Source organism: Bacillus sp. AC266 (assembly GCF_979253805.1).
Genome location: NZ_CEEDEC010000001.1, coordinates 950,285 through 972,136 on the forward strand (window position 1 = coordinate 950,285; position 21,852 = coordinate 972,136).

Sequence of the window (21,852 nt, forward strand, 5' to 3'; positions counted from 1 at the left end):
ATTTTTTTAAAAACTCAATTGTGATTGGAGTGTTATTGTATGCAAACAAAAAAAGTTTATCTTTATGTATTTAATACGATGTCAGACTGGGAATATGGACATTTAATTGCAGAACTAAACTCAGGAAGATATTTCAAAAAAGAGTTAGCCCCTTTAAAGGTAGTTACAGTAGGAGCTAATAATGAAATTATTACTACGATGGGAGGACTGAGCATAAAGCCAGATATTTCCCTGGATGAATGTACTCTTGAGAGTAACGATCTTTTAGTTTTACCTGGAGGGACTACTTGGGGGGAAAGCATTCATCACCCTATCTTAAAAAAAATTGGTGAAGCGTTAAAACTCGGCACTATTGTTGCTGCCATTTGTGGTGCAACTGAGGGGTTAGCGAATTTTGGATACCTAGATTCTAGAAAACATACAAGCAATGATTTAGAATATATTAAAATGGTTTGTCCTAATTATAAAGGAGAACAACTTTATAAGATGGAACCTGCAGTATGTGATGAAAATTTGATTACTGCATCAGGAGTAGCTCCTCTGGAATTTGCAATGGAAGTATTGAAAAAAATTGATGTATTTGCACCAGATACGTTACATTCATGGTATAATCTAAATAAGACTTATAAGCCTGAATACTTCTTCCAGTTAATGAATTCAATTACTAGATAAGCTGAAAAATTAAATTAGCAGTTTTATATTATATAAAAAACTTAAAAAGCACCCCTAAAGTCGTTATAAATACAACCGATGACGGTTGTAAAACAAAAAATAAAAGGGATGATACATATTTATCTTGTATCATCCCTTTTATTTTTTATAACATTAATATCACCATATTATTTTAATTATTCATCTCCAGCAAGAGTTAACTGCCAAGACACACCATACGTATCATTTAACCAGCCAAACTTTTTACTAAACGGATATGAACCTAAAGGCATAAGAACTTTTCCATCTTGTGCTAGTTTATTAAAAACTGTTTCGATTTCCTCTTCCGTATCACAAGTTACATAAAGAGACATAGCTGGAGTGAATGTAAAATCATGCTTTACATAACTATCAATACACATGAACTCTTGTCCATTTAGCGTAAAAGTTGCATGAATTACAGTTCCCTCTTTACCTGGTCCATTCTCATCATAACGAGAGATACTTACAATTTCTGATTGATTAAATAGCGATGTGTAAAAATTCATCGCTTCCTCAGCTTTGCCCTCAAACATTAAAAACGTAGTGATTTTTTGATTTGTGTTACCCATTTAGAGACATCCCCTTGTTATGTATTTATGCAAAACATACATCGGACAATAAAACCGAACGTATATTCTCATAAGTGTATTGTCTATAAAAACGATGAGTTTGTCAATTATCTATGTTTTATTTCTTCTTAAATAATGCTGTCCAAAGAAATGATTCTCCAAACATATTATTTGGTTGTTCAATTTGCTGCATTTTTCTAATTTCAATTACTTCAAATTCTTTAAATATCTCTCTTAACTTTTCTTCTGAATATGCAAGACCACCTTGCAAACTCCATCCTCTATACACATCCCAGTCCGTTATTTCCGATCCATTTCGCTCATTCAAATCACCTGCTGCAAAACATGTTAATCCGAAATAACCACCCGATTTTAATGAGTTTTTAACTAGATCAACATAATTCATTCTTCTATGTGGTGGAATGTGATGCAAGCAACCGGAATCATATACAAAATCATATTCATCTTGAAAATCCAAATTAAAAATCGATTCACAAACAAATTGTATTTCTATTCCATTTTCTAACGCCCTCTCTTTGGCCCAATTAATTCCTTCTATAGACAAATCTACGGCTGTTACATCAAACCCTTGTTTCGCTAAATAAATTGCATTTCTTCCTGGACCACATCCAAGCTCTAACACTTTCTCTTTTGAAATCCATTCTGTTTGTATATATGAAACTAAATTCTCATCTGGAACATTTGCAAAAAAAGGAACATCCTTTTCTCTATTCGTGTAAAATTCATTCCAAAATGGTACTGCGGGTCTTAATAATAAATCAAGCATTTTTAATATATCTTCTTGAGTGTGTAACGTTTCACTTTTCATTTATACCCCTCCATAATCAATAGTCAGAAAATTATTATATCTCTTTTTAAACTTTCAAACAAAGAAAAAACTCCTATATTCAATAGGAGTCAAAAATATTATCTCTTTAAAATCCAAGTACAGTTAACCATTTTAACAACTGCTCTTCTCGCACCTTCAAATCATCGTTTCTATACTTACCCATCTGTATTTCGCTAACAATTTCTCCGTCCACCATAAAAAGAACTCTTTCTGTTTTAGCTGCTACCTTTACGTCATGAGTAACTAGCAAAATTGTAGTTCCCATGCGGTTTATATTTGCTAAAATATCCATTACTTCTTCTGTCGCTTTTAAATTCAAAGCACCCGTTGGTTCGTCAGCAAAAATAATATTAGGTTTATTTATGAGTGCTCTACAAATAGATACCCTTTGTAATTCTCCTCCTGATGCTTCAGTTATATTATTAGTTGCAATTTGACTAATCTCCATTTTTTTCATCAATTCAAGTGCACGTTTATTTATTATTTTCCTGCTCTCAAATTTTGCTAAATACGCAGGTAAAACTATATTATCAAAAAGATTCAAATTTCTAAGAAGATTGCTCTGTTGAAAAATAAATCCCATTTCGCTGAGTCGTAATTTTGCTAACACCTCTTCTTTCATACATGTTATTTCTTTACTATCAACTTTCACACTTCCTGATGACATTTGATCCATTCCGCTAATATTATATAGTAACGTCGATTTCCCTGAACCAGAAGGTCCCATGACCGATATAAACTCTCCCTCATAAATCTCTAAATTTATATTTTTTAACATATGGTAAGTTTTATTTCCATCCATTGCGTATTTTTTATTTAATTGTTTTACTTCTAAAATTTTTTTCAAATTACACACCTCCTACTCCCCATTTTGCTTTAAATCATTTGTTTGTTTCACTGTAAAACTACTGAAAAGTGTTGCTACGGTCACAGATATAAATAAAATAGCTGGACATATTACATAAGAAATGATCGGATTAACAACAAACTTTATGTGAGCTGCTCCCATAAATGAACCTAACCAGCTTATTAGTGTTTCTCCAAACGTAGCAGCTATAAATGTCCCTGTTAAAATACCTACTAATACTATAGAAATAGAACGAGTAACATATTGTATACGAATATCTTTGTAGGAAAAGCCGATACTTTTCATAATTAATATTTGCGAAGAATCTTTTACCAATAACATTTTAAAAAACATCGCAGTTATTAAAACCGATATCAATATAGCAATCAAAATTGCCACTTGTGTCACGAGTCTTAATTGTTTAATTGTCTCTCCTAAAGTTTGAGATAAATAATTATCCGTATCTGTTATTTTTGCAAAATTAAAATTTTGTTTATACTCCTTCACTTTTTCTTGTAGATTTACTTTGGGTTTCATATCTACATTTACTACGTACCATAATATATTTTCTTTATTATAAGAAAAACTCGCTTTAGCTGTTTTTCCTCCATTCGTTACATCTTGATATATACCACTAATAGTTAGCATTTTCTCTTTTCCTTCTACAAATAAAACGATTTCATCCCCTATATTCTTTTTTAATTCATTTGCGTTCATATAAGAGAGAGCGATCTCATTTTCATTTTTTGGTGCCATACCTTTAACATATTCTATTGGAAATTGGGCGAAATCTCCCACTTCTACATTTAAGTTTTCATGTGTACCATCAGCTTTCACCATTTTAAATGTACTCGTTACAAATGCTGCATATCTTTCTACCTCTTCATCGTTTCCGACATACGATATAACGTCATTAAACCGTTTTTCTATATTTTCAGATTGCTGTAAATCTATTCGTATATCACTCTTTCCTGTTCCCATATAATTAACAAATTGCGGTGACTGAATCGTGTACAAAAAGTTAACTGGTACAACAATCATGAACACTGCAATAATTAAAACGATACTTAATACTCGATATAACTTAAATCGTTTCACTACATCTTGTATACCAATAAATATATTTACATTTGTAATTTTAGTTTGATAGAGAGAAAAAAATCTTCTAATCTTTCTTTTTCCTAGTTTATCTCTTGATCGTAAAGCGTCTATTGCTGTAATTCTCCTGAAATTCCGCAAAATGATGCGGCAAAAAAGGATAACGGCTAGAAATAACAATGTTGTGACTATCAATGGCACAACATAATATAAAATACTTTTATTAGCTGTCCCCATATAAAGTGCGATGTTAGAGGTAAATATTTTTGTAACAAATAACGAAAGGATATATCCACATATACATCCGATAGCGGAAATAACAACATATTTTGTTACATATAGTTTTTGAATATCTTTACTTTGAATGCCGATAGCTTTCATAACACCAATTTCCCGATAATCTTCTTCCATTGAAGTCATAATCGTAAATCTAATACATAAAATCGCGATTAGCATTAATAATGCACTTATTATGATAAGTACTGCAGCTATTATTCCATCTGTTAATGAATTGAGTGTTTTAAAGAGTGAATACGTAATAGAGGGACCTTTTTGAGGTAAGTTTGATGACTGGTATAAAGTTTCAAATTCATTTATTTTAGTTAAATCTGTTAGCTGGAATTCAATAAGATATTCACTTTCTCCAAAATTCCCCTTTATTCTTTCGAAGTCTTCATCGCTTATTACAAATCGTTTTGAACTAACAAGTGATGGGTTCATTTGAACATCACGAACAAATGCCGAAATAGTAAATTCTAGCTCATTATTATTTTTAACAACCCAAATTTTATCTCCAATACGCAAATTATATTTTTGCATATAATAAATTGGTACACCTATTTCCCCTTTCCTAACATCGATCAATTCATTATTTAAATCTAATAAAAAGTCAAAAATAGTATTTTGCTTAACGAAGCTAATGTCCATTACACTATTATGTTCCGCTTGATTTTTCTTCTTTATAAAAATGTTAGATCCGCCTATTTGAACCATCTCTGCTGTTTGTTGTTTTTTTACAAAAGGAGTTTGCGCTACAAATGAATCGATTGACTTTTGGTTTATTTCTCCGGCATGCATTTGTACGAAGTGCGGTGCGTTTGATACTTTAAACAATTGATCCGTTGAGTTCAATAGATTTATAACGTTACTTGAAGCACTTGCGATTAAAAGACTTGATAACATGATAAACATAAATAGAATAGTAATTATCATTTTATTTTGAGAGAAATCTCTTTTTAACATTCTCCTAATCATATGGAGCTAGTTCCCTTCATTCCATAATATTTTCTTCGTCACTATCGCTATTATTATCATTATGAAACTAATAACTAATATAGGTAAATAAATTTTCATACTGAATCCTTCAAACATAAAACCATAAATGACTTGCCCAATTGGTGCCATACATTGAGATACCGCTGTTATAATTGCCATTACTTTTCCTAGGTTTTCATTTGGTGTTTTCTTTTGGACTACAGTAATCACATAGATGGATACAATTGTCACGATCATTGCAATTAGAATAGAAGAAAGTATAAAGAGGATAAATGGTGGATAGTATCCTAAATTAAGAATAACTCGCGTAACTGATAGTGCCATTGGTAGTACTAATAAAGCTATTAAAAGCATCCAGTAATACAATGTTTTCATCTGTAGCTTTTTCGCAAAAAAACCTATCGATAATGCACCTAAAATAGTAGCAAAATCGATCAATCCCATTCCAATTCCGTATAACGTGTCGCTACTTTCCATTGTTACTCGTATAATAATTGGAGCGCCAACAACAAATAGCGGTGTAAGTATTAAATTTAGTAATGCAGCTAAAAGCATAGATTTCAAAATAAATGGTTGTTTTAAAACATATATAAATCCTTCTTTCATATCCTTTACAATTGTCGGTATTATATGGCTTTCTCGTGCTCTTTTTATAAAAGGTATTTTAATAAACATTTCTAAAATCGCAGATAAAAAGAAAGCAAGACAACTTATTATTACGAGCATTTTCAAACCAATTATGCCGTACAATATTCCTCCAAATACAGGAGCAACTATATTTGACAATGCTTGCACACCATTTACGATACCGTTTGCTTGCTCTAACTTATTCTCTGGAACTAATTGCGGAATACTCGCCATTACAACAGGTGAATACATTGCACTAACGACTGCTAGTAAAAACATAATTGTTCCAATCAATATAATAGATACAGGTCCAGTAAATAACAAAACTATAAAGCTTAATACAATCGCAGCGTTGATGAAGTCAAAAATAACCATTAAATCACGGCGATTGAAACGATCTGCTATCGCTCCGCCGAGAGGAGCTAGTAAAAACGGAATACTCGTTACCGCATATAATCCTGCGAATATATCAGCACGCCCTGTTATATCTAGCACATATAATGACAGGGCAAAACGTAAAAGTGTTGAACCTAAAATAGTAATAATTTGTCCACTCACCATTAAGTGAAAATCTTTCATCGAAGACCTTATACTAGCTGACATCCTTATCACACCTTTCATTCGATTCAGACCGACTGTCGGTCGATAATATCCAAACAGAAAATTACTATTTCTGTTTGATTAAAACCTCCACCATGTAATCAAAGGCTCCCTCTTTCGCTCCAACAGATGCTTCCATCATTTTGATATAAGCTTTAGCCCTCCTCATCATTTCTTCCGGCTTCCACTGGAATAAACCCTCATCAAATATGACTTGTGCTGAAGAGAGTAATAATTCAATCGTTTCTTGTGGGTATGGAGTAGAAAATATGCCTTCAGCGATTCCTTGTTCTAAAATCTCTGCTAAAACAGGAGATAAATGAATAATTGATTGTACTATACTTTTTTGATGCATTTCCGCATTATTTGGCTGATGAAATTGTTCAATCATTTTATCTTTTACATCTCCTGATTTTGGTGATTGTTCCATTAAAACTCGAAATAACTTATCCAAAACTGGGATATTAGGGTTAGAGACAATTGCTTTCGCTTTAGCAACATCCGCTTTAATAATCCTCATAATAATTTCATCCATTACTTCTTCTTTCGACTTAAAATAATGATAAAACGTCCCCTTTGCTATACCAATCTCTTTTAAAATGTCATTTACTGTAGTTTTCGTATACCCTTTTGTAACAAACAAACGTTCAGCAGTTTCTAAAATTTCATTTCTACGTTCCCCATATTCTTTTACGATCCTCATTCATGTACTCCTTCCTACGGACCGACTGTCGGTTTATTTAAAGTATATGTTTAGTATGTGAAAAGTTTCCTGTTATCGTACATATACAACAACCTACTTTATATTTCCTTTATGAATTTTAAAATTTATTTTTAATACGGTGAATGAAATTTTAAAGGTTGTTTCTATGCAATCAACCTTGTACTTATATCGACTTCGTTGTATAAAAACAAAAAAGAGCCGCAACACTTTGCGACTCTTTTTGAATAATAACTATTTAACGGCCACGTCTTTGCTGACCTTGTTTTGTACTACTTTTCTTATTACTTGGCTTATTAAATGATCGATTGTTATCATTTCTAGAACTATTTCTTGAATCGTTTCTTGGACCACCTTTTGAACCACTTCTTGAACCTTCACGGCTATCTCTTTGACGATATTGACCTGATTTCTTTGGAGCCGGCTTTTGTACCGGTTTTCCATTTTCATCTACATTTTTTATCATCGGTTGTTCGATTATTTGTCTTTGTATTGGTGCACCAAGCGTTTTTTCAATTTCTTCTAAATGTTTTTCATCTTTCGCTGCAACGAACGTAATTGCAAGACCTGACCCACCTGCACGTCCTGTTCGGCCAATGCGGTGAATATAACTTTCTACATCTTCAGGGATATCAAAGTTAAATACGTGCGTTACACCATCTACATCAAGTCCACGAGCTGCTACATCCGTTGCGATTAAGTACTGAATTTTAGCTTCGCGGAAACTCTTCATAACTCTTTCACGTTTCGCTTGAGGTATATCACCATGAAGTTCAGCACAATTATAACCAAGTCCCTTTAAATCATCATAAAGCTTACTTGCTCTAACCTTTGTACGACAGAAAATAACTGCTAAAAATGGCTGATCACGATCCATAACAAAACGAAGTGCATCTGGCTTTGCACGATCTGTCGTCTCAATGACACGCTGCTCAATTGTATCTACCGTTACTTCTTCACTTTGTACTTGAATCATTTGCGGCTCTTCCATATAACGTTTCGCCAATTTTTTAATATCTTTTGGCATCGTTGCTGAGAATAACATCGTTTGTTTACTATCAGGTGTCTCATCTAAAATATCTTCAATATCATATAAGAATCCGAAATAAAGCATTTGATCTGCTTCATCTAGTACAATCGTTGAAAGATTACTTAAATCAATTGTTTCACGTCGTATATGATCTAATAATCGTCCTGGTGTCGCTACAACAATATGTGTATTACCTTTTAATTTTCTCAATTGTTGTGCTACATCTTGTCCGCCATATATCGCTAGTACATTAATATCTTCTCTTTGAACAAGCATTTTTTTAATTTCAGTTGTAATTTGCAGTGCTAGTTCCCTTGTTGGTGCAACAATTAAAGCCTGAACATCACTAGACTCTGGATCGATTTTTTCTAAAATCGGTAACACGAATGCTAACGTTTTACCCGTTCCTGTTTTCGCCTGCCCAATAACATCTTTACCTGACATAATAACAGGAATTGCCTTCTCCTGAATCGGTGTTGCTTCTGTAATTCCATTTTCACGTAATGTATGATTAAAAGTTTCACTAATTCCTAATTCTAAAAAGTTTTTCAAATAGACCACTTCTTTTCCTTATTTTTCACATTAGCTTTCATTGTACCATTTGTTTCGCCAAATATGAAAAATAAAAAAATTCTTATCTTCTTTTTTTATATTCATCCTGTACTAGATGAACAAATTCTTTTTGTTTTTTCTCGGATTTTATTAATGCTTCCATATTTGCAGAAGTCAAAATATACTTTTTAATTTTTCTATTACTCCAAATTAAACTTGTATATTTCGGATCTTCGTGTAACCTTCGAAACCACTCAAATTCGCTTAATTTGGCAATATGGTGTTTTAATTTCATGTCATTTCGAGGATAAAATAAAATAACATTTGCTATTACATCAAATAATGAGTCCAAGTTATTCCCTCCTATAACTTCTTTAATGAAGATATTAAAGGAATTTTAAAAATTATTGTTTCACCAATTCAAAATAAATTACACCAATATGTACATCAAGGAACTATGTTCTACAATTTAATATGTAATACGAAAGCATTATATAACCTTCATTTTGATTTAGCATATGAGCTTATCTTTCAGAAAGATGGTTTGCAATATAAAATGGAAAAATCCTAATAGTGCATTAGAGATATTTATTATTTTTCATTATAATTTTTATAGCCTTACCATATCAATTTGGGAATTTTGTGCGTTTAGAAAACCAATTAGATACATTTAGCCATATATTGTACGCCAATAATATAGTAGTAAGAAATTTACAAATGAAGGATATAGAAAGATTAAGGGGGCATGGTTAATTACTCATGAAGGTATAGTGCGTTAGATGAATAAATAGGCTTCATTTGCAGTAACATAGTATGTTTTTCCTTTACTGCTGTGTGCTTTGTACTGTGGCGAACCATTGGCACTCACTTTTGCATCAATCATAAATCCCTGCATCTACAGAATCAGCTCCATCTTTATATTTCCAAGATGGAGCATCCTAGAAACGTAGATTGTCCACTTTGAAAACAATACGTTTTCAAGGTGGACAAATAAACTGTGCTTCTCTTATCGAGTAGCAACAGATACTTCTGAAAGAAATAGACTACATCGTAATAGGGGTTATATTCACAGCTGTAATTTTACAAGTTGAAATTGCAAACCTAACGGTTGTAGTTGGATTTATAGGTAATGTCCCTAGTACTATCCCAAGTCCTGTTTGTTCCACGCTAAAATCTGCTGCAATAGAACCATTACTTGCTAAAAGACTTACTGTAGATCCGATAAACGCATCCAGTAATTGTCTAATTGGTCGTTCACGACATTCACACTCGCATCCTACATCGGTAGGTGGAAGTAATGTAATAGGTGGTCCTGGTGGTAAAAAACCTACCCCTGTTACATCAGATATATTGACCACAAAGGTTGTGGTGCCATCTGTAACTGTAACTAAAAAATCATTCACGGAAGTGATAGTAAATAGAAAGAAAAGCGGGGGCGTGTTGGGTGTGTCTGCAATAGTGCCAAGAATAACAGTTTCTCCAATAAGTTGTTGTAAAACGCTTTGCATAGGTAAAACACAGCAATCACAAAGACAACCTTCAGTTCCTCCTGTTGGGCCTGTCTCTCCTGTTGGACCCGTTATTCCCGTTGGACCCGTTACTCCCGTTGGACCCGTTACTCCTGTTGGACCCGTTACTCCTGTTGGACCCGTTACCCCCGTTGGACCCGTTACTCCCGTTGGACCCGTTACTCCCGTTGGACCCGTTACTCCTGTTGGACCCGTTACTCCTGTTGGACCCGTTACTCCTGTTGGACCCGTTACCCCCGTTGGACCCGTTACTCCTGTTGGACCCGTTACTCCCGTTGGGCCTGTCCCTCCTGTTGGACCTGTGGGTAAAGTAAATGGTGGGATTGGGGGAAGTGTAGGGCCAATTAAATTTGGATTTAATGCATTAGCTTGAAGTATCCCATTTACCTTTTGTATTTCATTTTTATCAAACACATAACTACCTCCTATGAGTGTACTATACTGTAGTAATACAGTTACATATACATAAACTTCATTGATCGTAATATAATATGTTTTCCCTATACTATTGTGCGCCTTAAATTGTACTGAACCTTCCATATTCAACTTCCTAAAAATTGTAAATACCTCACCTACATCTACAAAACCATCCACGTCTCTATCCTACCAAGGTCGAGCATCATAGAAACGTAGAATGTTAACTTTAGAAACAACACGCTTTCCTACAATAGAAGAATCTACTGTACTTTTCTTACTAAACTTCACATAGGATGGAGTGTTCTTAATCCATTGCTCTCCACCAAGGTTTAACCAACCAGGCTTTTCGCCCCATTCAACATAAGCTTCTGATTTATTTAGTTGATGAATCTTAGAATAGCTTGTGTCTGGTCCTTTACGTAAATTAACGTTGTAGCCTTCAATATAAGCTATACCATCGGTTACAGCTGTTGGTACTTCTGTTGGTTTAGGTGGCTTTCATGTACAGAAACATCCACACTAGAATTATTGTATGCCCGTTGTACATCAGCACGGGATTGAGCTCCTGATCCCCCATGAGATTTTAAATAATCAAGTTGATCTTCATGATCTGTACTGCCAAGATATTTAATCACATCGTAGTGAATCCACAATCCTTTTCCTACAGATAACTTGTTATCTTTTAAGATTTCCGCTAAAAGTTTTACGTATTTTTCATATGAACGCTCGAGCTTTGTATGGTCTGCTGTTTCACATAACTCTACATGTACAAATCGTTTATTAGCAGCAGGTCCACCGCCATATGCAATGTATTTTATATTAGCGATTTGGATTGTTTCATCTCAATCAACAGCATATTGAACAAATACGTTTCTTCATGTACGAGATTCATACTTTTGAATATTTCAGAAGTCGCTGTACTATGAGCTACTACGCCCTCATAAATACCTACGCCAAAACGATATGGTTGTTTTGGGAAATTAGGAATAAAAAACTTTCTATCAGCAAAAACACTTGTAGCAAATGAACCAGCAAGTACTAGAATCATAAGGAACGAGGTAATTAGCTATATTAAAACCAGCTAAAATTGGAATGAATGTAAGTGATTGATTATTTATATCCTTAATTCCTTTCAATATTATTGTTGTATTCGGATTCATATACGCTATAAACAATCTAATAATTATTGTCAAGATAGCTGGTATTAAGAAATCAAAAGTTTTTTCTGCCTTCGTTGCAGAACGCAAATAATTCATTGAAACCTCTATCGGAAACTTATTTGCTTTCCAAAACAGATTTTCTCTTCATCCATCTCCATAATCGTATCCGCTTAACAAGCATTGTTTTATTTTGAACAGGTATTCGCTTATAAATATCGAAATATACAATAAGAAAAAACAATAAAATTGATTATTCTTTCGCTTCTTTGTCCATCCTTTTAAAAAATCTATTTTTTGGAAAAGGAGTGTTTATATGGAGAAACAGACACTTTGGAAAAAATTCAAAAAAAGCTCAGTAAACCTCGGGAAATCAAGCGTATATGAAAGTATTATTTTATTTTACACAATGAAAAAGAAAGAGTTACCTACTAAAGCGAAACTCATTATATTAGCCGCTTTATCCTATTACGTATTAACAATCGATTTCATTCCAGATATAGCTGCTATTATTGGGATTGGCTTATTAGATGATGTTTTAGCAATCGCTGTGGCGCATAAATATGTTATGCGACATGCTGATGCTGAAATTAGAGAAAAGAGTAAAATAAAAATGGAATCATTATTTACTTCAGCACACATTTAACGAAGAAAGATAGGCTCTTACTTGTCTTTGCTCACTGCCTAACCATCATCTATAGCTTTTAAACAAATGATTTGAACAGTGTTAATACAGAAAAAAGAACTAAAATAATCTTTTAGTTCTTTTTTGTCAACTCAATTTATTTTTGAACAATAGTTAAAAGAGCCTATTTTAATTTACCAACTAAAACAGGCTCTTTACTAATTTAAATTTACAAGATCATCATCATTTTACGCTATACTTTGCTACTTCAACAACATTTCTCTTTCATCGCTTTCATCATAGACATAGTAGTCTTCATCATTTCATCACATTCATTCATTTTCACCATCATTGCCTTATCCATTTCTACATCCATTTGCATCATGTTATTCATCATCATTTTCATACACTTCATTTCACACATCATTTTTTCCATAGACATCATCATGTTTGTTGTTTCTACCATCATAGTTTTTTCCATATTAACATCCCCCTAGAATTTTTATGTTACAAGTATAAAAATTCCTTTTCGTTTTTCTAAAACCTTCTTAGTTTACCTCATACAAATATTTATCAATATATTTCCCTCTCAATTCGTCATTGATTAACTTTATTTATTGTCACGCTGAAACGTAAATATAATAAAAAGCATCTTATTATAGATGCTTCCTTGTCTAACAATTAAATTATTAACACTATGAAACTCCATTTGTTTCGTAAACATAGGGTAAATCTATTATTTTTATAAAATTCATAAATCCAACTATAACGTATTACAGTTTCATTCATATACTGTAGTAGATCACTAGAAAGGAGGCGTATATATGGAAAGTTGTATTGTGTTCGTAAACGGCCAACCTTTTTTAGTACTCACAGTTGCTGGCATCGAAATTGCTAGATTGGAAATTACTCTTCAAGTAGCACTAGCTTTGAGAGTTCTCGGTATTCCAATCTGTGGGTAATTCATTTAAGTAAGTTTAAAAGAGAGCTTTCGCTCTCTTTTAAACTCTTGTCAAAAAATGCACTTCTATACACTTAGCAAGTGTGACTCATAGCCTTGTAGAAATTATATAATAAATATACAAGCATTTACGTTAAAAGAACTTTCTTTAACACACACATCTGCAAACAATTTAACATCCTCTTCATATCACGTTCTTTATAGTGATTCAGACATGCTATTTGAATCCAGTTATTCTTTTGTAAATATGCTGATTCATAATGAACCATATATCCTTGTAACGCTAACGCATCACCTACTGCCTTAGAACACTGCCCTTCGTTTAATTGAATGGTAAGAACAATTTGAGCGGCATGATCTTTAGGTGAAACAAGCTTTAAATCCATAGTATTAATAGCTTGTTCAATATAAGCATACGCCTCTTTTATTTTTTCAAATGCCTCTTCATCTTCAAGTCGCTTCAATGCTTCTTGCAATGCATAAATTAAATTCCATGAATGGGAGTATGGAATACTATCATTCATTTCATACATACCAATATCCATATACACAGGTATTGCTTCGTTTTTCTCTATCATGTGATTATGAAAAACGAAAGATAATCCTGTATATGATTTAATCGCTTTGCCGCTAACACCACTTGCAAAATATACATCCTTCAAATTTATTGATATTGCTCCAATTGAGCTTATACAATCTACACATAGTTTCATTTGATATTTTTTACAAAGAATGTTTAGTTCTTCTAAATTATTTAACATTCCAGTTGATGTTTCATGGTGAACAAACCAAAGCCATTCATAATTTCCAGTTGCCATTATTTTTTCTAATTCTGTATAAATAAACGGCTCTGCCATTTCTTTTTTATGCGTATCATAATGTAATTGCGCACGTGTTGCATGTCCCACTAACCTATTTCCAAATTCCCCATTTGTTAAAACTAGTCCTTTCCCTTTTAAAGAATTCAACTGTAAAGCAATGGCATCATTCGCTAACGTCCCTGTTCCTAACATTATTTGCACACGTTTTGCTTTTGTCATTTGCAGTAAACGTTTTTTTACATTTTCCATTGTCACTTGAAATGACTTAGAACGATGCGAAATAGGCTTAGTAGAAAATGCCTTTCGAACATTTTCTTCAATATCCACTGGACCAGGTAAAAACGTATATTCTTTCGTCATAATACCCCCAACACTCGACTCTTCAAACATAGCTGGGGTAACATACATTGGCTGGAAGGCTGCTTCTTCAGTACCAACTAACGTATGGAAAGATTTGAATCCCATTTGCTCATATAAAAGTAGTTCACGTGTTGTAGCAGAAATGAGTGCCAATTCATATCCATTTAGAAGCAAATAACGATGTAAAAAGCGAATTAAACCTAACAATGCTCTTCCATTTCGATATTCACGTTCTACTGAAAGTAAACGAATTTCATATACATTTTCTCCATGTTCTTGCAAATAAAAATCTAGATTTGGAATTTTATAATCTAACGAGAATGGTCGTTTTCCTCGCAATGCAACCATACCTACTAACTTATCGTCATCTAAACAAATTAAATATGTATTTTCTTCATGGAAATGATCTATACGAACACGATCTTTCGTTTCTTCATGTTGCGGAATTTCTTCTACAAATGTTTTATAATTCAATTTATGTATACTTTCAAATTCCCAAGCTTGATCAGCAACTTTATAAATTAACCCCATGTTGTATCTCCTTTATGTATTTAATAAAAATTATAAGTGGAGATTAACTCCACTTATTAAAAGTTCATTTCATTCTCGATTTACATATAAAATAAGTACAATGATTAGTGCACTTAAAATAGTCATAACAATAGAGTAAGAATACAAAATCATGCAAACTGGTAAACAAGCGATTGTAATTAGTCCGGGCTTAGTAAATCCTTTAAAGATTAAATAAAATATAATGAACACAGCAATAAGAGTAAGCGCTATCAAATAATCAAATGCAATTAACCCTCCAATAAATGTTGAAATGCCTTTTCCGCCCTTGCCTTTAAATAAAATTGGGTAAATATGTCCAAGTATAACAGCCAGTAAAGCTAACATTACAAATGTAGAATCTTCGAAAAGGTATTTTGCAATAGAAACTACGATTGCCCCTTTGATCGCATCACCTAAAAATGTAGCGACGAAATACCCTTTTCCATATACGCGCCCCATATTTCTTGCGCCAGGATTACCACTTCCTTCTTCACGAATATCAACATTATGTTTCCATTTCGTTACTATATAAGCGGTCAATATGTTTCCAAATAAATAAGAAGCCACCAAATACAAAAATTGCATACTATTAATCATGTAATCATTCACTTTCTACATGGGAGTACTTATACAATATTCAATGACTATGTATATTGTACTTTTTCTTGCTTTACATCCCTTTGTATATTTTAACATCATATTTTTACAAATCATACAAAAATTCTCATACTTCTATTTTATAAAATATACACCCTTCATTAAATGATATGTTCCTTTCACTGCCATTTCTGATGGTGATACGAATATAACTTCTCCCATATTTTTCTCACAGCATTTCTTAAATTCAGCATATATCTCAGGAACGAAACGCAATATACTGCCACTTACTGCAATTAAAGGTGATAAATCAAACTGCATCTTGTTGTAAATATTCACCGTAATTATCGTTAATTCCTTAGCCGCTTGCAGAATAATTTTATGTGCATCATCATTCCCATTCCTCGCTTCCTCTATAATTAATGGTGCAATTGCTGCAACTTTATCTTTTGAAGAACTATATACTAGTCTTTTTATATGAGATGATGTTAAAAGTCGAAACTCGTCTTGAATCCTTAAGCTTAATGGACAAAGTCTAACTCCTTGATCAAATTGATTTGCCATTCTCTTTAAACCTTGTAACGCAATCCAATAACCGCTTCCCTCATCCCCTAAAATATGTCCCCATCCACCGCTATACTCGTACACTTCGTCTTTCTTTCCTATACAAATTGCACCTGTACCACCTATAGTTAATATTCCATTCTTACCTTTTAAAGCAGCTGCATGTGCAATCATTGCGTCATTTAAAACTTCAATTTGTGTTTGGTACTTCTTTTTTAGACGTACTGTTAATTCATTTGTATTTGCTCCACTTACACCCGCTAACCCTAAACAAATACAAACGCAGTGCCCATCTATTAAAGCTTTCTTGCATTGATCGATCGCCTCCATAATATGCGAAACTGCTTTTTCATAATCTATTAATATATTTCCAAACCCACTCGTACCTCTTACAACTTCGTTTCCGTCTTGATCAAATGCAATTGCTTCTGTCTTCGTGCCCCCACCATCTACTCCAATCATATACTTCATATGTTCGCCTCATTTTCATCATCTTATTGGAGGGAATGTTATATTCCCTAAAACTACAGATTGCTTTGCACCTGTTGCGCTTGGCACATTACTCGGATTACGATGATGCGTTTCGTTTGCTAATATCGCAAAGGCAATTGCTTCTTTCGCCTCTGAAGAATAGCCTATATCTTCTTGAATGAATATCGCGCACTTTTCTTCCTTCAATCCATTTCGTATCATTTCAACAAGTGTACGATTATAACTGCCCCCACCACCTAAAATTACTTCATCGATTTCATAATACGGCAGAATAAACTCCTTATAATGATGAACAATTGAACTTGCTGTAAACATCGTGACAGTCGTCAAAAGATTTTCTTTACCATGCTTTTCAAACCGCTTCAATAATTCACTTACAAACTTTTCTCCAAACTGTTCTCTACCAGTTGATTTCGGTGGATTCATTTTCAAAAATGGATGGTTCATACAATATGTCAAAATTTCATCTACAACTACTCCTTGTTTTGCAATCCTACCATTTTGATCATATGGCAACTGAAATAATCTTTGACATACATCATCGATTACCATATTTCCTGGGCCAGTATCAAAAGCAATAACACTCTTATCACTTAGATGACTTGGTACTACTGTAACATTACCGATTCCGCCAATATTTTGTAGTAATCTATTTTTAGTTTGATGACGATACAAAATGACCTCTGAATATGGCACAAGTGGTGCACCTTGTCCCCCTGCTGCCATATCCATCGTTCGAAAATTAGAGATAACCGTAGTGTTCGTTTCATATGCTATAACTGCTGGTTCTCCAATTTGCAATGTCGAAGAAATACTATTGCCTTCTTGCTTTGGCTGATGATAAATCGTTTGTCCGTGAGAGCCTATTAAATCTAATTGTTCCAATGACAAATCAGCCTTTTTACAAACTTCCTCCACAGCATTGGCAAAACATAAACCAAGCTTAAAGTTCAAACTGCATATCAATTGAACATTAGATGTATCAATTGATAAAGCCTGCAGTATCTCATTTTTTATATCCTTACAAAATGGAACAGTAGTAAAATGAATGAGTTCGACTTTAGAATCTACACCGCTTCCTTCTACATGAACGAGCGCTACATCTATTCCGTCTAACGATGTACCGGACATTATCCCTGCAATATACATAATATGCATGCCCCCTATTCACTAAAAAACAATTATGTAAGTAAACAACGTACAACCTACAGAAAACAATATAAATCTAAAAAACAACTGTGCTTTCGATGCAAACGATCCATCAATGAAAGAAACAACTACCGTAAGCAAAATACTTGCCGCAAAGCTTGTAACGAGCCATATACTATGCATTTGTGATAGATTTAGCATTCTTAATAAAGGTACGAAAAGTAAATTTGCACATATCACTCCAAATAACAATAAAAATACACCTTTATAGCTAAATTTTATATTCATTCTATTTCACCCTCTCTGGACTTAATGTGAAAGAAGTGATAGACAAAATGCCTATCACTCAAAAATAAAATATAAAACTTACGGATTAACAGATTCCCCATCACCATTTTTCTCAATTTCAAGCATGTTTTTGTCGTACATTTTAAAGAATGGTAGGTAAATAAGGAATGATATTGCTATATTTATAAAAACTAATACTACTGCACGCCAATCTCCACCTGTGGCTAAATACGCGCCAATTGGAGCTGGTAATGTCCACGGCGGCATAATATGTGTTGGCGTTACAAATCCCATCGCAGTTGCTGAATATGCAACAGTTGCTGTTACTAGTGGTGTAATGATAAACGGGATAATTAAAATTGGATTTAGTACAATCGGTAATCCGAAAATAACAGGTTCATTAATATTAAAAATACCAGGAACAATACAAGTTCTTGATAATGCTTTCGAATATTTTGATCGACCAAATACAATCATAGCTAATACAAGCCCTAACGTCGCACCAGAACCACCAATCCATATAAACCATTGGTATAACGGCTCTGGTGATATGAATGGCAACTGATCTGCTCCACTAGCAACTGCTTCACCATTTTTCCCTAAATATACTTCCCATAATGGCCGGGCAACAGTTCCAACAACCGACACACCATGGATTCCGAATGACCAAAAAAATGTAATTAAAAATACTGGAATGATTACACCGAAGTAACTATCACCAGCTTTTACTAACGGTGCCGCTAATTTATCAACTACATGATGTAAATCAATACTAAAAACGACAGTTACTAAACTCATTAAAATAATTACGAATGCAGCAGGTATAAGTGCTTCAAACGAACGTGAAACAGACGGCGGTACTTGTTCTGGCATTTTAATCATTACATTTTTCGTCTTACAAAATCTTAAAATCTCTACTGATAAAATAGATACGATCATCGTTACGAATAATCCATGCCCTCCGAGATTTGTCATCGGAAGCATAAATCCTTTTTTATCGATTAATTCGGGCGTCAATGTTAAAAGTAGTGAGCATACTGCTAACTGTGCCCCTGATAAAGCATCTAACTTATAACTTTTCGCTAAATTGTATCCTATACCAAATGCTATATATAAAGACATAATAAACATCGTTAAACGATATGGTATTAATATACTTGTTTGATTTTTCAATGCCCAGGCTGATATGAAACTATCTTTCGGTAATGGTGGAAATGCTACTATTAAAAAGAAACTCCCTACGATAATAAATGGTAACGCCGAAATAACTCCATCACGGATTGCTTGTAAATGCCTCTGTTCAGAAAGCCTTGCCATCGGTCCAGATAAGTTTTTATCAAGAAACGTGACAAACTTATTCATAACGCTTCCCCCTAACTAATTAATTCATTTACAGTTTTTAATAAAGTCGGTCCACCAAGCGGCGTGTATGCTTGCGGCGGAATAATACCGCACGGAATAGATTCTTGTTCTGTAAGTTTTTTTACAGCGTCAAATCGATGTCTAACTTGAGGTGCAACCATTACAACATCCCAACCATTCTTTACTTCTTCCTCCACCTCACTTGTTCCAATAGCATGCACTTCCATGTTCATACCTTTTTTCTCTGCTTCTTTTTTTAAAGCGTTTACAACAATTGCGCTGGACATTCCTCCAGAACAAACGAATAAAACTTTCATTATTGAATCCTCCTATACTTATAAATTGTTTCTTTCAAATGAAAGAAAGTTTCACTTTACTAACTAGCATATGAAGAAATGAAACGATTTAGTTATACTGAAAGTAAATTTCACTAAAAATATTTTTCCTATTAAATTAATGTTTCAATATTTATTTTTCTCAATTGCAGGGCCAACCTAACATCATATATTATTTTAAATAATCGTATAATAGGGAGGCGTATAAATGATTATGAAACGTTTAGTAATGATGTGCTGTATCGTCATATTGTTTACTCCTTTCTCTTTCATTTCCCCTCACTCTACTTATGCTGAAGTAAATACTACTTACAAAAAACATGAATTACGCGCTGTATGGCTAGCATCTGTTCTCAATATTGATTGGCCTTCAAAAACTGGCTTACCTATTGAAAAGCAGAAACAAGAATTTATAAGACTATTAGACGATGTAAAAAACACTGGTATGAATGCAGTCGTTGTACAAATTAAACCGACTGCTGATGCTTTCTATCCTTCAAATTACGGTCCTTGGTCTGAATACATTACGGGTACACAAGGAAAAGACCCTGGATACGACCCGCTCGCATTTATGATTGAAGAAGCACATAAAAGAAATATAGAATTCCACGCATGGATTAATCCATACCGAATAACGATGAATCACACTGATATAAATCGATTATCAAATAATCACCCTGCAAGACAACATCCCGATTGGGTTGTACCTTACGGCGGGAAGCTATATTACAACCCTGGTATTCCTGATGTGAAAAACTTTATAACGGAAGGCGCTTTAGAAATCGTAAAAAATTATGATGTTGATGCAATTCATATGGACGATTATTTTTACCCTTATAAAGTAGTTGGCGAAGAATTTCCTGATCAAAAAACATTTGAATCATATAATAATGAGAATTTTTCAACTATCGAAGATTGGCGTCGCAATAATGTAAATGAACTCGTAAAAGGTTTAAATACTGCTATAAAACAAGAAAAATCATACGTGAAATTTGGCATTAGTCCATTTGGCGTATGGCGAAATATAGCTGACGATCCAACTGGCTCTAATACAACCGCAGGTCAAAGAAACTACGATGACCTTTATGCTGACACACGTGAGTGGATACAAAAAGGGTACATTGACTACATTACACCTCAAATATATTGGAATATAGGTTTCACACCTGCTGCATATGATATATTAGTAGATTGGTGGGTAAAAGAAACAAATAATAAACCGATTCACCTATACATCGGTCAAGCGGCTTATAAAATAAATAACAACTCTGTGCCTGCTTGGTCTGAGCCAGAAGAATATCCAAAGCAAATCGCTTTAAACCATCAATATCCACAAATAAAAGGTAGTATGCATTTCAGTTTAAAAGATATAAATAACAATCCACTTGGAATTAAAGATAGACTCTCAAAAGACATATATAAACACCCTGCATTAATTCCACCTATGCCTTGGCTTGATCATGATCCGCCAAAACAACCTACTTTAAAAGGTGCCATTCCAAGAGATGAAGGTATTGCCGTAGGAATAATTGACAATAGAGATAATGACTCTTCTTATTACGCCATTTACCGTGTGAATGGAAAAAATGAAGTGGATATACAAAACCCAAAACATTTACTTACTACTGTAAGAAAAACAAAACTTGGAGAAATTTACGTAGATAAAACGGCTATTTCTGGAGAAACGTATACGTATGTGGTAACTGCAGTTGATCGATTGCATAATGAAAGCATTCCTTCTAGTTTTACTACCGTTAAGGCAAAATAAAATCTCAAAAAAA

The 21,852-nt window shown here is 33.6% G+C and carries 22 protein-coding genes and 3 pseudogenes; 5 read left to right on the forward strand and 20 right to left on the reverse strand.

Features of this window, described 5'->3' with window-relative positions:
- Positions 1 to 39: 39 nt before the first annotated feature.
- Positions 40 to 672 carry a type 1 glutamine amidotransferase family protein gene (locus AC0IXC_RS04850; RefSeq protein WP_002017047.1) on the forward strand — a complete coding sequence of 211 codons (633 nt, stop codon included), beginning with the start codon at positions 40 to 42 and terminating at the stop codon, positions 670 to 672.
- Positions 673 to 848: 176 nt separating this feature from the next.
- Here the strand turns inward: AC0IXC_RS04850 and AC0IXC_RS04855 are convergent, their stop codons facing one another.
- From AC0IXC_RS04855 to AC0IXC_RS04890, 8 genes are all read right to left on the reverse strand, one after another.
- On the reverse strand, positions 849 to 1,262 hold the full coding sequence (locus tag AC0IXC_RS04855; RefSeq protein WP_326997925.1) for a VOC family protein: 414 nt from the start codon (positions 1,260 to 1,262) through the stop codon (positions 849 to 851).
- A 118-nt stretch (positions 1,263 to 1,380) separates the two neighbouring features.
- Complete coding sequence (locus AC0IXC_RS04860) at positions 1,381 to 2,091, reverse strand: class I SAM-dependent methyltransferase (protein ID WP_002189612.1); 711 nt, start codon at positions 2,089 to 2,091, stop codon at positions 1,381 to 1,383.
- A gap of 106 nt (positions 2,092 to 2,197) precedes the next feature.
- The gene (locus AC0IXC_RS04865) at positions 2,198 to 2,959 is read right to left on the reverse strand and encodes an ABC transporter ATP-binding protein (RefSeq protein WP_471652657.1); all 762 of its coding nucleotides are present in this window, start codon (positions 2,957 to 2,959) and stop codon (positions 2,198 to 2,200) included.
- A 12-nt stretch (positions 2,960 to 2,971) separates the two neighbouring features.
- The gene (locus AC0IXC_RS04870) at positions 2,972 to 5,311 is read right to left on the reverse strand and encodes an ABC transporter permease (RefSeq protein WP_098635010.1); all 2,340 of its coding nucleotides are present in this window, start codon (positions 5,309 to 5,311) and stop codon (positions 2,972 to 2,974) included.
- Positions 5,312 to 5,317: 6 nt separating this feature from the next.
- On the reverse strand, positions 5,318 to 6,580 hold the full coding sequence (locus AC0IXC_RS04875; protein WP_471652658.1) for an MFS transporter: 1,263 nt from the start codon (positions 6,578 to 6,580) through the stop codon (positions 5,318 to 5,320).
- 46 nt (positions 6,581 to 6,626) lie between these two features.
- Positions 6,627 to 7,262 (reverse strand): TetR/AcrR family transcriptional regulator, encoded by a 636-nt coding sequence (locus AC0IXC_RS04880; protein ID WP_002069302.1) that lies wholly within the window; start codon positions 7,260 to 7,262, stop codon positions 6,627 to 6,629.
- Positions 7,263 to 7,518: 256 nt separating this feature from the next.
- On the reverse strand, positions 7,519 to 8,871 hold the full coding sequence (locus tag AC0IXC_RS04885) for a DEAD/DEAH box helicase (protein ID WP_193653830.1): 1,353 nt from the start codon (positions 8,869 to 8,871) through the stop codon (positions 7,519 to 7,521).
- A 73-nt stretch (positions 8,872 to 8,944) separates the two neighbouring features.
- A complete protein-coding gene (locus tag AC0IXC_RS04890; protein ID WP_240379987.1) occupies positions 8,945 to 9,214 on the reverse strand; it encodes a hypothetical protein in 270 nt (89 codons plus the stop codon).
- Between the two features lie 18 nt (positions 9,215 to 9,232).
- On the opposite strand from AC0IXC_RS04890, the pseudogene AC0IXC_RS04895 reads away from it, so the two are divergent.
- A pseudogene (locus tag AC0IXC_RS04895) lies at positions 9,233 to 9,421 on the forward strand (hypothetical protein); the annotation flags it as partial.
- Between the two features lie 216 nt (positions 9,422 to 9,637).
- Here the strand turns inward: AC0IXC_RS04895 and AC0IXC_RS04900 are convergent.
- The 4 genes and pseudogenes from AC0IXC_RS04900 to AC0IXC_RS04915 form a co-directional block, all read right to left on the reverse strand.
- Positions 9,638 to 9,839: pseudogene (locus AC0IXC_RS04900) on the reverse strand (N-acetylmuramoyl-L-alanine amidase); the annotation flags it as partial.
- Between the two features lie 66 nt (positions 9,840 to 9,905).
- Positions 9,906 to 10,805 (reverse strand): exosporium leader peptide-containing protein, encoded by a 900-nt coding sequence (locus tag AC0IXC_RS04905; RefSeq protein WP_471652774.1) that lies wholly within the window; start codon positions 10,803 to 10,805, stop codon positions 9,906 to 9,908.
- A gap of 42 nt (positions 10,806 to 10,847) precedes the next feature.
- Positions 10,848 to 11,856, reverse strand: a pseudogene (locus AC0IXC_RS04910) (N-acetylmuramoyl-L-alanine amidase); the annotation flags it as partial.
- On the reverse strand, positions 11,810 to 12,064 hold the full coding sequence (locus AC0IXC_RS04915) for a hypothetical protein (protein WP_080683282.1): 255 nt from the start codon (positions 12,062 to 12,064) through the stop codon (positions 11,810 to 11,812). The gene AC0IXC_RS04915 and the pseudogene AC0IXC_RS04910, both read right to left, overlap by 47 nt.
- Positions 12,065 to 12,281: 217 nt before the next feature.
- On the opposite strand from AC0IXC_RS04915, the gene AC0IXC_RS04920 reads away from it, so the two are divergent.
- Positions 12,282 to 12,611 carry a YkvA family protein gene (locus AC0IXC_RS04920; protein ID WP_002035120.1) on the forward strand — a complete coding sequence of 110 codons (330 nt, stop codon included), beginning with the start codon at positions 12,282 to 12,284 and terminating at the stop codon, positions 12,609 to 12,611.
- Between the two features lie 247 nt (positions 12,612 to 12,858).
- Here the strand turns inward: AC0IXC_RS04920 and AC0IXC_RS04925 are convergent, their stop codons facing one another.
- Entirely contained in the window at positions 12,859 to 13,071 is a 213-nt protein-coding gene (locus AC0IXC_RS04925; protein WP_000416118.1) for a hypothetical protein, read from the reverse strand.
- Between the two features lie 343 nt (positions 13,072 to 13,414).
- On the opposite strand from AC0IXC_RS04925, the gene AC0IXC_RS04930 reads away from it, so the two are divergent.
- Positions 13,415 to 13,552, forward strand: a complete 138-nt coding sequence (locus tag AC0IXC_RS04930; protein ID WP_002127410.1) for a DUF3956 domain-containing protein — start codon at positions 13,415 to 13,417, stop codon at positions 13,550 to 13,552.
- A 127-nt stretch (positions 13,553 to 13,679) separates the two neighbouring features.
- On the opposite strand, the gene AC0IXC_RS04935 is transcribed toward AC0IXC_RS04930, so the two are convergent.
- The 7 genes from AC0IXC_RS04935 to AC0IXC_RS04965 all read right to left on the reverse strand — a co-directional run bounded on the left by AC0IXC_RS04935 (position 13,680) and on the right by AC0IXC_RS04965 (position 20,053).
- Positions 13,680 to 15,263 (reverse strand): aminotransferase class V-fold PLP-dependent enzyme, encoded by a 1,584-nt coding sequence (locus AC0IXC_RS04935; protein ID WP_137076831.1) that lies wholly within the window; start codon positions 15,261 to 15,263, stop codon positions 13,680 to 13,682.
- Positions 15,264 to 15,332: 69 nt separating this feature from the next.
- Complete coding sequence (gene plsY / locus AC0IXC_RS04940) at positions 15,333 to 15,881, reverse strand: glycerol-3-phosphate 1-O-acyltransferase PlsY (protein ID WP_033709641.1); 549 nt, start codon at positions 15,879 to 15,881, stop codon at positions 15,333 to 15,335.
- A gap of 135 nt (positions 15,882 to 16,016) precedes the next feature.
- Complete coding sequence (locus tag AC0IXC_RS04945; protein WP_002035114.1) at positions 16,017 to 16,916, reverse strand: BadF/BadG/BcrA/BcrD ATPase family protein; 900 nt, start codon at positions 16,914 to 16,916, stop codon at positions 16,017 to 16,019.
- An 18-nt stretch (positions 16,917 to 16,934) separates the two neighbouring features.
- The gene (anmK, locus tag AC0IXC_RS04950; RefSeq protein WP_471652775.1) at positions 16,935 to 18,086 is read right to left on the reverse strand and encodes an anhydro-N-acetylmuramic acid kinase AnmK; all 1,152 of its coding nucleotides are present in this window, start codon (positions 18,084 to 18,086) and stop codon (positions 16,935 to 16,937) included.
- Between the two features lie 21 nt (positions 18,087 to 18,107).
- Entirely contained in the window at positions 18,108 to 18,374 is a 267-nt protein-coding gene (locus tag AC0IXC_RS04955; protein WP_002136308.1) for a hypothetical protein, read from the reverse strand.
- A 78-nt stretch (positions 18,375 to 18,452) separates the two neighbouring features.
- Positions 18,453 to 19,736, reverse strand: coding sequence for a PTS sugar transporter subunit IIC (locus tag AC0IXC_RS04960; protein ID WP_002035111.1), 1,284 nt, complete (start codon positions 19,734 to 19,736; stop codon positions 18,453 to 18,455).
- Positions 19,737 to 19,747: 11 nt separating this feature from the next.
- Positions 19,748 to 20,053 carry a PTS sugar transporter subunit IIB gene (locus AC0IXC_RS04965; protein ID WP_000865888.1) on the reverse strand — a complete coding sequence of 102 codons (306 nt, stop codon included), beginning with the start codon at positions 20,051 to 20,053 and terminating at the stop codon, positions 19,748 to 19,750.
- Between the two features lie 226 nt (positions 20,054 to 20,279).
- Here AC0IXC_RS04965 and AC0IXC_RS04970 point away from each other — a divergent pair, with 226 nt between their 5' ends.
- Positions 20,280 to 21,839, forward strand: coding sequence for a glycoside hydrolase family 10-like protein (locus AC0IXC_RS04970; RefSeq protein WP_002035110.1), 1,560 nt, complete (start codon positions 20,280 to 20,282; stop codon positions 21,837 to 21,839).
- Positions 21,840 to 21,852: the final 13 nt, after the last annotated feature.